The organism is Pseudomonas lopnurensis (genome assembly GCF_015070855.1).
In the GTDB taxonomy this organism is placed as follows: Bacteria; Pseudomonadota; Gammaproteobacteria; order Pseudomonadales; family Pseudomonadaceae; genus Stutzerimonas; species Stutzerimonas lopnurensis.
On record NZ_JADDIX010000091.1, the window covers coordinates 21,250 to 34,121 of the forward strand.

9 protein-coding genes and 2 pseudogenes are annotated in these 12,872 nt (G+C 58.3%); 5 read left to right on the plus strand and 6 right to left on the minus strand.

Annotated elements, in window-relative coordinates; all coding sequences use genetic code 11:
• Positions 1-689 precede the first annotated feature (689 nt).
• Together parA and IN820_RS18505 are read left to right on the plus strand one after the other, a co-directional pair.
• Positions 690-1,334, plus strand: a pseudogene (parA, locus tag IN820_RS18500) (ParA family partition ATPase).
• Positions 1,331-1,552 (plus strand): hypothetical protein, encoded by a 222-nt coding sequence (locus tag IN820_RS18505; protein WP_193682362.1) that lies wholly within the window; start codon positions 1,331-1,333, stop codon positions 1,550-1,552. The pseudogene parA and the gene IN820_RS18505 overlap by 4 nt, the downstream one beginning before the upstream one ends.
• Positions 1,553-2,410: 858 nt before the next feature.
• Here IN820_RS18505 and IN820_RS18515 read toward each other — a convergent pair.
• Positions 2,411-3,520 (minus strand): annotated as a pseudogene (locus IN820_RS18515) (IS3 family transposase).
• Positions 3,521-3,751: 231 nt separating this feature from the next.
• Here IN820_RS18515 and IN820_RS18520 point away from each other — a divergent pair.
• From IN820_RS18520 to IN820_RS18530, 3 genes are all read left to right on the plus strand, one after another.
• Entirely contained in the window at positions 3,752-5,149 is a 1,398-nt protein-coding gene (locus IN820_RS18520; protein ID WP_193682363.1) for a trypsin-like serine peptidase, read from the plus strand.
• Positions 5,150-5,174: 25 nt separating this feature from the next.
• Entirely contained in the window at positions 5,175-6,425 is a 1,251-nt protein-coding gene (locus IN820_RS18525) for a hypothetical protein (RefSeq protein WP_193682364.1), read from the plus strand.
• Between the two features lie 256 nt (positions 6,426-6,681).
• Complete coding sequence (locus tag IN820_RS18530) at positions 6,682-7,065, plus strand: helix-turn-helix transcriptional regulator (protein WP_193682365.1); 384 nt, start codon at positions 6,682-6,684, stop codon at positions 7,063-7,065.
• A gap of 14 nt (positions 7,066-7,079) precedes the next feature.
• Here IN820_RS18530 and IN820_RS18535 read toward each other — a convergent pair whose 3' ends face one another.
• The 5 genes from IN820_RS18535 to guaB all read right to left on the minus strand — a co-directional run bounded on the left by IN820_RS18535 (position 7,080) and on the right by guaB (position 12,670).
• Positions 7,080-7,604 (minus strand): helix-turn-helix transcriptional regulator, encoded by a 525-nt coding sequence (locus IN820_RS18535; RefSeq protein WP_193682366.1) that lies wholly within the window; start codon positions 7,602-7,604, stop codon positions 7,080-7,082.
• Between the two features lie 4 nt (positions 7,605-7,608).
• On the minus strand, positions 7,609-7,884 hold the full coding sequence (locus IN820_RS18540; protein WP_012019489.1) for a hypothetical protein: 276 nt from the start codon (positions 7,882-7,884) through the stop codon (positions 7,609-7,611).
• Between the two features lie 60 nt (positions 7,885-7,944).
• Positions 7,945-9,201, minus strand: a complete 1,257-nt coding sequence (locus tag IN820_RS18545; RefSeq protein WP_193682367.1) for a tyrosine-type recombinase/integrase — start codon at positions 9,199-9,201, stop codon at positions 7,945-7,947.
• 301 nt (positions 9,202-9,502) lie between these two features.
• Entirely contained in the window at positions 9,503-11,083 is a 1,581-nt protein-coding gene (guaA, locus tag IN820_RS18550) for a glutamine-hydrolyzing GMP synthase (RefSeq protein WP_193682368.1), read from the minus strand.
• 117 nt (positions 11,084-11,200) lie between these two features.
• Positions 11,201-12,670, minus strand: coding sequence for an IMP dehydrogenase (gene guaB / locus IN820_RS18555; protein WP_193682369.1), 1,470 nt, complete (start codon positions 12,668-12,670; stop codon positions 11,201-11,203).
• Between the last annotated feature and the right edge of the window lie 202 nt (positions 12,671-12,872).

Below are 12,872 nucleotides of genomic sequence, written 5' to 3' on the forward strand. Positions count from 1 at the left end.
GAGACTGCTGCCACACACGCCATATGCCGCCCGTTGGGCGAGACTGCGGGACGCGAGCTCGCACACGAACAGGCCAGGCTCGACCAGTTGCCCACATGTTCACCCTTGAGCCACGCTCAACGACAGCGGCCAGAAACGCCTCCAGAGCCCCTTAGAACGCTCCAGCAGCTTTACCCTACCTGCGCCCTTTCCCAAGTCACCTGAAGCGCCTCAACGCGCTCCTGGACCGTTTCCGGCAAACGCGCACAGGCCCGGAGGGCGACCATCGGCGCTAACTCCAGCACGAGGACGATGCGCGGCAGATCGTGACGCCTCTCCTGAGCGCAGTTATCTCGAGCCTGCCCGCACCCAGATCCGGGATCGGCGCCAACCCCAACCTAGGAAACCGCTGAAACATCGCAGCGCTTGCCCCCCCAGGCGAGCGGATCTCCGGCGCGTGCCGTCAACGGCACGGGGATAACTTCGGGAAAAGCTGTGAATGCAGTCGTGCTATCAGGCGCACGCCGGCACGTGCTATCAGGCGCATCACTCTCGTGCTATTAGGCGCACGAACTCCGCTGTAGGCCACGTCTGGCGGGGCTTCCAGCCTCCCTTAACTTAACTAACTTAAAAGCTCTAACTTGTTATTGGGGCAGCGCCTGTGTGTGGACAGGTGCTAATCGAGGCAGTCTGGCCGGGGAGATCCGGCCATGATCGTCGCCCTGCTCAACCAGAAAGGCGGGGTGGACAAGACCACCCGGCCACCCATATCGCCGGCGAACTGGCCCTGCGCGGGCAGAACGTCATCCTGCTCGATGCCGACCCACAGGGCTCGGCGCTGGACTGGACGCAGCGGCGCAGCGGCGCCGCCAGCAAGGTTTGCCGAGATTGTTCAGTGCTGTCGGCCTGGCACGCGAGACGCTGCACCAGGAAGCCCCGGAGCTGGCTTGTCGCGCCGATCACGTGATCATCGACTGACCCCACGCATCGCCGCCCTCGCCCGCTCGGCGTTGCTGGCGGCGGATTGCGTGTTGATCCCGGTGCAGCCCAGCCCCTACGACCTGTGGGCCAGCGCGGAGATGGTCAACCTGATCCGTGAAGCGCAGATGTTCAGGCCCTTGCTGCGCGCGGCGTTTGCCATCAACCGCCGTGTCAGCACCACGGTGATCGGCCGTGAAGCGCGCGGCGCCTTGGCCGACCAACCGCTGCCGGCGCTGTAGGCGGAAGTACGCCAGCGCATCGTCTTTGCCGAGAGCGTGGCGGCCGGTCGCCTGGCGCGTGAACCGGCGCCGGACAGCGCCGCCGCGCGCGAGGTCAGCAGCCTGGTCGAGGAGCTGCTGAGGTGGTCGCCATGAGCGGCAAGCGCATCGATATCGGTGCACGCCCGCTGACCGATCCGCAGGCCAAAGCCTGGATACGCCAGGGCGCTGTCATCGACAACGGAAAGGTCGAACGCTACAGCACTCGGCTGACGCTGGACGTGACGCCAGCACTACGCACGCGCCTCAAGCTGGCGGCCTTCGCCCCCGGCGTGACCATGGCGGAAATGTTGCGCGAGGTGCTGAAGCAGTAGGCCACTTCATGACGCCGGGGACTCACCAGGCATGGCGACCGCTGACACTGCCCGCAGGCAGCATATTCGCCCTGGGTTGGGCAACGCTCGCAACGTCACCACCACGGCTGATCTACAACATGTCCGACAGCATGCCTGCCGGCTGGTATCGCACTTCGCCGGCAACTCACTGGCGCCAGGCGATCTGATGCTGGTTCACCTACCGCCGGAGGCAATGCAATGGCTGCGCAGCACGCCACCTGCAGGCGACCACACCGTTGTTGAAGACCGTGGCGGCGATGGGACCGCAGCACGTGTGCATGCAAGATAGCCAGACGGAAGCGCATCAATGGCGTCCTTGTTGTCAGGCTCTTGCGCAGAGATCGACAGGGTCGCGCGCTGCCAGCCTGGCAGACCCGCCGGCGCCTGGTTGGCGATGAACCGCCCCTGCTCAGCAGCACCAACCAGAAGGCATTCGACAGTCGCCACTTCGGTGCGCTGTCTGTCGGCGGGATGATCGTTCTGGCGCAGCTCTTGTGCTCGGACTCATGTCGATGAGCTGTCCATTATCGCGTCGATCTAGATGTCGATAGCGTGTTGCGCGGCGTGTGTAGTCGGGCACCGCGGACCTGCGGATACCTCAGCCCTCAGATACCGCCTAGCGACTGCGAGATCCTTTAGTATCCCCCAACCTGATTACCCTGCTCAGGCGCACAAAGGCACGGAAAAAGCGGAGGGCAAGATAAAAGGGGGCGGCACTTCGTTGGCCCGAAAAGCAGTCTGCACGGGGGTTGGAGACGGCACCCAATGAGTGCATCGGGGTGCCGTGCACAGCGCAAACACCCGATAGCGCTGGCCTTGGCGCGTGCCTAGCACTCCTCAATGCGATCGGGTTCTACCCAGTTCCACGGACAGTTTGAAAAGGGCTGAAAACTTCAGATCTTGCCAGGCGACTCTACGACACGCTCATGGTTTATCAACCCGCTCGATGTAGTCGAACAGATCTGCCCGTGCTTCATCACGAATTCGATACGACTGATGGACCACGCGCTCCTATCTGAGCAGACTGAAGAAGCCTTCACAGGCAGCGCTGTCGTCACAACGCCCAACGGCACTCATGCCGCAGAACAGCGCGTTACGACGACCGGTTGAATCCGCCTTGGCTACCGCGATCCCAATGCAGACTCGCCGAGCAATCCCCCTGCGCTGTCAGATCGCCGTATCCACCGCTCGAATCATATCTGCCTATACTGACGGTGATACCTCGATTAACCGATCACAAGCTTGCTTTACAGGCCGAGCACCACGCATAGGAAGAGCTTGCCTTCCAGTGAGCCTACCTCCGTGATGACTGTGCTCCAATTGCGCTCCGGTTCCGGCGGGGTGAAATCGTGCCCCAGCAGGTTTTTCACGCCTGCTGGATGGCAGCTGGCGACTGTTCCAAAGCCACGCCTCCTCCGACGTGGCCAGCATTGAATTCGCTCAGTTGTTATTAGGCGAGCAACGCGGTTTAGGCTGATGGTTTCGCCCTCGTCGAACAGATCCTCATGCTTGCGCGGCGCTCCCATCACACCACGACTGTCCTCGTGAATCTCCCGGATGCACTTCAATAAGTGCGTATTCTCTTGGGCACGCGGGCTTGGCTCGCGATCCCGCCAAGCGCAATAGACACTGGCAGAAACCTTCAGGCAACGGCACATCAGTCACACGGGGCACTCGTTACGGCAAAGCTAGATCACCGTGTACCGCTCGATGACACCTTGGCAAAGTACGCTACCAGCGTCTATTAATAATCACGTTCCTTGGTTACTCGGGCCAGCTCGCGTTAGAGGCGGGCAAGTTCCTCATCCCGCTGGTTTCCCATCCCGAGAAGGGCTTTTTCTGTGCCTAGCTGCGCCTCTAGAACCCAGCACGTGAGCAGGTTGGTGGCAATACTGATTCCAGGGCCACCTGGCGGCGACGCACCCTTGAACCACGAAACAGTTCGATGGCTTACCGCTTGAATTCGGGACTGTATTTCTTGCGTTTGGAGATGAACACTCCTTCAGCTCCGTATGAGCTTGCTCGAAAGTGTTCATGCTAACGGATAGAACCCTAATTGCATTTTTCCAGACCTTGGTCTTTGCTTTGGCAAATGGCCATTAGGGGGACAGTGATCCTTCCCTGAGCGCGCCGAGCGGTCCTAACCGATAGCACTACCGTTCTATGCAGGGAGGCAAGATGGCACGCAAACAGACACATCTTTTGAAACTAACCTTTATTGCTGCTTATGTTCCTGCAGCGTCCTTCGCAGCTCTGTTCAGCTGCCCTAAGGTAAGTACTACATCCCTCGCAACAGAGACGCCCCTACCGTGGGTTATATTCGAGGAGCAGTCACCAGTAAACATAGCCCGTTTGGAGGGATCAAATCCAACGATACGTAGTGTTAGCGATTCATCATCGGTCAGTACCAGTGAGCTCCGCTTATTATCTTTTTCTGATCAAAATCTTGCTCAGAGCTCAGCAGCAGAAGGAGGCGTGCGTTATATACACCATTTCCGTCAGACGCCTGAAATAGTCCAAAGCCCAGAGAACTGGCTTGAGAAATTTAATCCCAATAAGGGTTTGTACCCTTACAAAACAACGCCTGACAACAAAATAGAATCCACCGTACTAGAGCTATATCCAAAAACCCCTAGAAAAACCATTGACTCCATAACCTCCCCAAATGGAAGCTGCGACAACTACACAACTGAAAATTACAAAACCGCGCACAGCATAATTTATTCAAGCAAAGAGCTTTTTGCTGGCACTATCAACTACCTAAAAACCAATAATTTACCCTCCGAACTCACATCGTCGCAGAAGAAAAAAATTCTAGACTTTATCGATGCCACACGAGAAGTTCTCACTAGCTGTTATATTCCAGCTGAGGAATCTAAATTCGCACAATCTCACGCCATACTTAAATCAATCGGAACAATTTACGACGGCATCAACCCAATTTGCACCGCTTTATTGGTTGGCAGCCAAGGCAGAATTCTAACTGCACGACACTGCTTTGATTCCTTAAGTCAGAGAAACTTAAAAGAAAGCCAGTCTAGCCTCTGGTTCCAACCAGCCTACGAAAATAACACCTATCAAATTTGCTCTATCCTCGAAAAAAATGCACTTTCAAAAGATTTAAAACTTGCCGAAGATGATCAAGTAATTGCAAGAATAGCCCCTGGAAACTTCTCACCAACCGCAATAACCATTCCACCGCCAGAAAAAATAAAAACACCAAACAGCAGTTCTCCAGAAATAAAACCGACCCCCTTAGTACAAATTTCACAATTCCCACTCTCCTCATTGATTCTACCTGAAAGATTCAAATCAGGTTTTGTACAAAGCATTAATCCGTCATGCATTATTATTAGCAAGGAGTCAGGCTGCTTTTCTCATACTTGTAGCGCCACACCCGGCGGAAGCGGCGCTGCTATTTTCATCAGCCAACCAAAAATCCTAGCCTTAGCCGGTACACATATAGGAGATTCACCTGACAACTATAGCGACTGCAGACTTCCACATGACATCCAAATGAATGGCGGGACATTCATCAACGACAAGGTCAGAAACTTAATTCAAGAATCGCTCTAACACGACAGCAAAGGAGATTTTCAAAATGCCAGCCAGCCATAGCTTAATATTTACACTAATTACGATCTCATTGCTGCTTGGGTGTGCATCAACCACAACCAACAACAAGTCACCTAAGCCCTCACAATCTTCGGTAGAGGAACCAACTCAGCTACGAGTCGGGTTCACTCCCACCTGTCCATCCAAAGACTCCAAGAAAGAGAGTGCTGTCCTTGCAACTGTCGGCGCTACAATTGCTGCCAGCATAGGGCAAAAAGTAGCAGAGGCAACCATTGACAAAATATCGACTTATCTTTCCCAAAATGAAGAATACATTTTAGGCGGTGACGGACGAATGGAGGCCTTTGCTGTATGGACAAAGGAGGGAGACATCAAGCCTAACCCCGAGCAACAGTGCATGATTGTCGTTATTGGAAAATCATTTGCGCCAGCAAATCTATCCAAAGACGAATTCAAAGAGCTCACAGAAAACTTCAAAACTCCTTTTCCAAATTATAATAACGTCGTCGTTTACAACGCCACAGGCCTCATAGGCGAACCACTTCTTTACCTTGAAGCCTTGATGGAGTTCCGCGACTCAAAAAACAGCCCGTCATTTTTTCATTTCACCCCTCGCGCATGGCATTACCCTAACTTTATTAGCGACGACAGCTGGAGATTCAGCAAAGCCCGTGACTTTCTTCTGAAAGTTGATTTCAATATTCCCGGACAAGCGAAGCCTTTTGCAACCCTAGAGATCAAACAGGAAGACATGGAACCAGGGGGTCTTACAAGCAGATCAGTTATTGACAAAACACAACCGTGGATTCCACTCCCAGATGTTATTGACAAGCCTGCCGCACCTGAAAAAATAAAAACAGATGAGTACGTTTACCCAGTCAATGCACGCGCCATCATAACCGAAACAAAAAAACCACACACCTTACTTAAATACCTTGGCGAAGCTACTAGCAGCCAAAAAGATGAAATCTCACAACTCGCCGCAGACGAAATCATGAGGGCAACAGATCAATCTGCAAGGCTGACAGCAAAGGAGGTTGCACTTTCCACCGCAGCTACAAAATATGACGCATACGTAACTGCATATACGGCAGCAAGTGATGCAGTTACTGCTTATCAAGCTGCTTCTGAAAACCAAAAAGCCTTGGCGCGTACGAAAGCAGAAATTGCGATTAAGAAGCTGGCTATTGCTCGTGCCGTAGCGAAATCGGCAATCAAGGAAGCAGGTATCGGAGGTTTTGAAGACCTACCTCCCTTAGCAAGCGTGGGAAATTAAGTGAATCAAACGAAGCCCCTGATTCGAGGGAGAGGGGCTTCGTTACCCTCCTCCTTACTTCGCAGACTACGAATAAACTCCCAGAATCCGCCATATATCCTGGCGCTCGTGGTCATTCAGAGTAAATCTACCGACATCATGGGGAACAGCTATTTTTTCAACAGAGCCTGCCGGAAGCATCCCCTACACCAGACTACGCCACAGCAAGTTGGCTCACCTGGTATTGAAACCCACCATCTCCCCATGGAGCGTAATCATGGAGATAGAGATGGATACTTCTGCGCGTACAACCGATGCCTTCGACACTGCCTCTGAGCAGTCCCTCCCCTTACCGGGCACGGAAGCCTACGAGTCGCTTCCGCAGTTCCCCAAGGGCAGCCCCCTGCCCTTCCGGCGCACAATTCGCAAGCATGAGCTTAGACAGATCGTGCCCCTGGCTGAATCCACGATCTACGAGATGGAGCGCCGTGGCGAGTTCCCCAGGCGCTTCAACCTGACACCACGTTGCGTGGTCTGGGATCTTGCCGAAGTAGAGGCCTGGATCGAGGAGCGCAAGCAGGCGCCTCGGGTCATTATCAGCAAGCCGGATGTTTATCTAAGGAAAACCCGCCCTGTCCGGGCGGGCTCAAACCAAGCATGAAGTCGGCGCCGTCCTCATCCGACAAGGGCCTGCAGTTCCTTGGAGGCGGGACGCGTTAGCCGCCGTTCTTCCTTGGCTAGATTGACCTGCAGGGCCACCTGAGCCACGTCCAAGACACCGCCAGGCAGCAGATAGCTGCCTTTGGCCTGTAGCCAGGTCAGCACGTCCGCCAGGTGCCAGATCGATGCACTGCCCTCATGTACCGGTGTAGGGAAGCTGCTCGGATAAGCCAACATCAGCTTGCGCATGTTCTGGCGCGACACGCCGACGATCTCCGCCACATCGGTGAGTCCGACCAGGTCCGGTGCCACCTCGATCAGCCTGGCCGAAGGTACGGCACTGCGCACGTCGGCCAGTGCGCTACGCACAGCCGCCTCAGCGTTCTCTGCTTCACGGGTGAACTCCAGCGCCAGCCGCCCTGGCTGGCCAATGCCAATCAAAGCATCGTCGCAGCCGGCCTCGCCGAGGCGCTCGACCAACGCTTCCGGGTCACGGTCATCGTCGGCCAGTTGGTATTTCAGGGTGAAGATGTATTCCATAGCGCTACTCCTCTGCGCCCTCAGCGGTCTGCCGCTGCTTACGGTGCGTGGTGCAGTTGTCGACGACGCGCCGAAGGGCACGCGCATGGTTGCCTGGGTTCTTCGGTGTGCTCCACACGCTGGTGATGCAGAACTCGCCGCAGCGGCACTCTTCATCGTTGTAGGGACAGTAGATTCGTCCCCAAGCGTGGCTACCACCCAGCTCTATGCGCCAGCCCTGCTCTTCGGCATGCCTGAGTGCTTCTTCGACCTCTTTCTTCGAGTGAGAAGGACGGGTCATCAGTGATCTCCAGTATTCGCATGACCGGCAAGGTTGTCAACTGACAACCTTGCACTTTCCTTAAACCGTGGCACTCAGCACCGGCACTACGACGTTGTCCGGCAGCAGCTGGGGAACATGAGTGCGGCCATCGATCCAAGCGTCGATCATGTCCGCCCACTCCTGCAGCATGTGCCGGCGCTGCTCCGCGTACTCGGCCTTGTTGTAGACCGAGCGAGAGGAGCGACCATCCTCGTGAGCCAGGCATTTCTCGATCCAGTCGCCGTTGAAGCCCACCTCGTTGAGCAGCGTGGAACCCGTCCTGCGCAGGTCGTGGACGGTGAACGGCTCCAACGGCAGGCCTGCTTCCTTCGCACGGGAGGCGATGAGCTGGGTGATGCGGTTCAGGGTGGCGTGCGACATGGAGCGATAGATGTCATAGCGCGAGGGCAATACGTACCGGGAACCAGCCGCACAGGTGTGCAGCGCCACGAAGATGTCCAAGGCCTGGCGCGACAGGTAGACAACGTGCGGGTTACGCCCCTTCATCCGCTCCTTGGAGATCGTCCAGGTGGCGTTCTCGAAATCCACCTCGTCCCAGGTTGCCTCGATCAGCTCGCTCTTGCGTACCAAGGTCAGCAGCACCAGCCGCAAGGCCAGCTTGATCGTGGGATACGCGGCGATAGTCTCCAGTTGATGGAAGGCCAGCCGAATTTCGGTCGGGCTCAGTGCCCGGTCCTTCGGCACGAAAGTGGCGATGGAAGACGCCTTAACGTCGTCAGCCGGATTCTCGACCTTCTCGCCATGCAGGATCGCGAACGCGTAGACCTGTTTCACGATGTCGCGAATATGGACCGCAGTTGCCGGTGCCCCTCGAGCCTTCACCTTGGCACACAGGGCTCGCAGATCGTCAGGGGTGATTTCGGTCAGCAGCCGGTTCTCGAAGACCGGCAGGATGTCGCGGTCGATGATGCTTTTGCGCATCGCGCGCGTACTGTCGGCCATGCGCGCACCGGCCAACCACTTCGTCAGCGTTTCACCGAAATTCTTGGCAGCGTTCAGGCGCCGCTTAGCGCGCTGCTTTTCCAGGGAGGGAGACTTGCCCAGGGCGACCATGCGCTTGGCATCGAGTAGTTTCTCGCGAGCCATGGCCAGGGAAATGCCAGTTGGCCCATAGCGCCCGATGGTCAGCGTTTCTCGGCGTCCATTGAGACGGTAGTCGTAGCGAAAGGTGACGGTACCGGTAGGCGATACCGTCACGTACATACCATCGCGGTCGAAAGCCTTGTACAGCTTGGACTTGGGCTTGAGATTGCGCAGTTTGGTATCAGTAAGCATCGAGGTTTTTACTCCTGTTCATGACGGCTTTTACCGTCAAGGGTCAGGAGACCTGTTGATGCCGGGAAAGCCGCACGGGGCAAGCTTTCCCAAGGAGCGATTTACCGTCAAAGACCGGTTTTGACTGGATAGTAAACAGAACGGTCTCAATCCGACCGCTGTTTACTACCGTCACCGCTACCGCCAATCCGTTCTGCTAATCAGCGATAGGCCTCGATAACCATTGCAACGAATTTTCTTTTAAATCAACACGTTGCAACTGTCTATCAATACATCCCAATGAGTCCAGAAGGACCCGACATCACTCCCACTCGATGGTGGCCGGCGGCTTGCTCGACACATCGTAGGTGACGCGCGAGATGCCTTCGATCTCGTTGATGATGCGGTTGGAGACCTTTTCCAGCAGCTCGTAGGGCAGGTGCGCCCAGCGCGCGGTCATGAAGTCGATGGTTTCCACCGCGCGCAGCGCGACGACCCAGGCATAGCGGCGGCCGTCACCGACCACGCCGACCGATTTCACCGGCTGGAACACCACGAAGGCCTGGCTGGTCTTGTGGTACCAGTCGAAGTTGCGCAGCTCTTCGATGAAGATGTGGTCGGCGCGGCGCAGCAGGTCGGCGTATTCCTTCTTCACCTCGCCGAGGATGCGCACGCCCAGGCCCGGCCCCGGGAAGGGGTGGCGATAGACCATGTCGTAGGGCAGGCCCAGCTCCAGGCCGATCTTGCGCACCTCGTCCTTGAACAGTTCACGCAGCGGCTCGACCAGCTGCAGGTTCATCTCTTCCGGCAGGCCGCCGACGTTGTGGTGCGACTTGATCACGTGGGCCTTGCCGCTCTTGGCGCCGGCCGACTCGATCACGTCCGGGTAGATGGTGCCCTGGGCGAGGAACTTGATGTTCTCCAGCTTGCTGGCCTGGGCGTCGAACACGTCGATGAAGGTACGGCCGATGATCTTGCGCTTCTTCTCCGGGTCGGCTTCGCCGGCCAGGTTGGCGAGGAACTGCTCCTCGGCATCGGCGCGGATCACCTTGACGCCCATGTTCTCGGCGAACATGGCCATCACCTGGTCGCCCTCGTGCAGGCGCAGCAGGCCGTTGTCGACGAACACGCAGGTCAGTTGGTCGCCGATGGCCTTGTGCAGCAGCGCCGCGACGACCGAGGAATCCACCCCACCGGAAAGGCCGAGCAGCACGTTGGCGTTGCCGACTTGGGCGCGCACCTGGGCGATGGCGTCCTCGACGATGTTGGACGGCGTCCACAGCGCCTCGCAGCCGCAGATATCGAGGACGAAGCGCGACAGGATGCGCCCGCCCTGGCGGGTGTGGGTCACTTCCGGGTGGAACTGCACGCCGTAGTAGCCGCGGGCGTCGTCGCCCATGGCGGCGATCGCGCAGCTCGGCGTGCTGGCGAGGATATGGAAACCGGTCGGAATCTCGGTGACCTTGTCGCCATGGCTCATCCAGACGTCGAGGCCGAACACGCCGTCGTCATCCATGTGGTCCTCGATGCCGTCGAACAGCTTCGACTTGCCGACCAGGTCGACGCGTGCATAGCCGAACTCACGGATATCCGAGCCCTGCACCTTGCCGCCGAGCTGCTCGGACATGGTCTGCATGCCGTAGCAGATGCCGAACAGCGGCACGCCGAGGTCGAACACCATCTTCGGCGCGCGCGGGCTGCCTTCGGCATGCACCGACTCCGGGCCGCCGGCGAGGATGATGCCGCGCGGCGCGAAGGCGCGGATGTCCTCCTCGCTCATGTCCCAGGGGTGCAGCTCGCAGTAGACACCGATCTCGCGCACGCGGCGGGCGATCAGCTGGGTGTACTGGGAGCCGAAGTCGAGGATCAGGATGCGGTGGGCGTGGATGTCATGGGTGGCCATAAGTGCCTCTGCGAGGCAGCTGCAAGCCTCAAGCTGCAAGCTGCAAGTGAAAGAGCGAGGCGGCAGCTACAGGCTCTGGCTTGTAGCTTGCCGCTTGGAACTTGAAGCTGATGGGCTTCAGCCCACCCGGTAATTGGGTGCCTCTTTGGTAATCTGCACATCATGCACGTGCGACTCGGCCATGCCGGCGCCGGTGATGCGCACGAACTGCGGCCGCGAACGCATCTCGTCGATGGTGGCGCTGCCGGTGTAGCCCATGGAAGCGCGCAGGCCGCCCATCAGTTGATGGATGATCGCCGCCAGAGTGCCCTTGTACGGCACGCGGCCTTCGATGCCTTCGGGCACCAGCTTCTCGGCACCGGCGGAGGAATCCTGGAAATAGCGGTCCGAGGAACCCTGGGCCTGGGACATGGCGCCCAGCGAGCCCATGCCGCGGTAGGCCTTGTAGGAACGGCCCTGGAACAGTTCGATCTCGCCCGGCGCCTCTTCAGTGCCGGCGAACATCGAGCCCATCATCACCGCGTTGGCGCCGGCGACGATGGCCTTGGACAGGTCACCGGAGAAGCGGATGCCGCCGTCGGCGATCATCGGCACGCCGGTGCCTTCCAGCGCCGCGGAGACGTTGGCGATGGCGGAAATCTGCGGTACGCCGACGCCGGCGACGATGCGGGTGGTGCAGATCGAGCCCGGGCCGATGCCGACCTTGACCGCGTCGGCGCCGGCCTTGACCAGGTCCAGCGCCGCTTCGGCGGTGGCGATGTTGCCGCCGATCACCTGCACCTGCGGGAAGTTCTCCTTGACCCAGCGCACGCGCTCGATGACACCACGCGAATGGCCATGGGCGGTGTCCACCACCACCACGTCGACGCCCGCCGCGGCCAGCGCCTCGACGCGGTCGCCGGTGTCGGCGCCGGTGCCGACCGCCGCGCCGACGCGCAGGCGACCCTGGCTGTCCTTGGACGCCAGCGGATAGGTCTTGGCCTTCTCGATGTCACGGAAGGTCACCAGGCCGCGCAGGTGGAAGTTGCCATCGACCACCAGCATCTTCTCGATGCGGTGCTCATAGAGTTTGGTCTTGATCTCTTCCAGGCCGGTGCCTTCGAGCACGGTGACCAGCTTGTCCTTGGGCGTCATGATCGCCGCCACGGAATCGCCGGCGTTCGGCGTGAAGCGCAGGTCGCGGCCGGTGACGATGCCCACCAGTTCCTTGCCCGAGACCACCGGGAAGCCGGAGAAGCCCAGTTCGTGGGCCTTTCGCAGCAGATCGCTGATCTTGGTTTCCGGGGTGACGGTGACCGGGTCATGGACGATCGCCGTCTCGTGACGCTTGACCTTGCGTACCTCGGCGGCCTGCTGCTCGATGCTCATGTTCTTGTGGATGATGCCGATGCCGCCTTCCTGGGCCATGGCGATGGCCAGGCGGGCTTCGGTGACGGTGTCCATGGCCGCGGAAACCAGGGGAATGTTCAGCTCGATTTCGCGGGTCAGGCGGGTCTTGAGGCTGACATCCTTCGGCAAAACCTCGGAATAACCCGGGATCAGGAGAACATCATCGAACGTCAGGGCTTCTTGGCTGATACGCAGCATGGCGGGGGCTCCCAGGCGGGAAAAAGGAAGCGCGGCATTATACCCATGCGAGCGGCAAGCTCCAAGCCGCAAGCCACATGAGCAATCGTGGCTACCGCCCAGTGGCGGGCCTTGGTGGGCTGAAGCGGATCGCCGCCCGGCCCGCCCTACCTGACGGGTTGGCAGACGGTATTGTCTCGGAGATGACTCACCGGCACTTCGC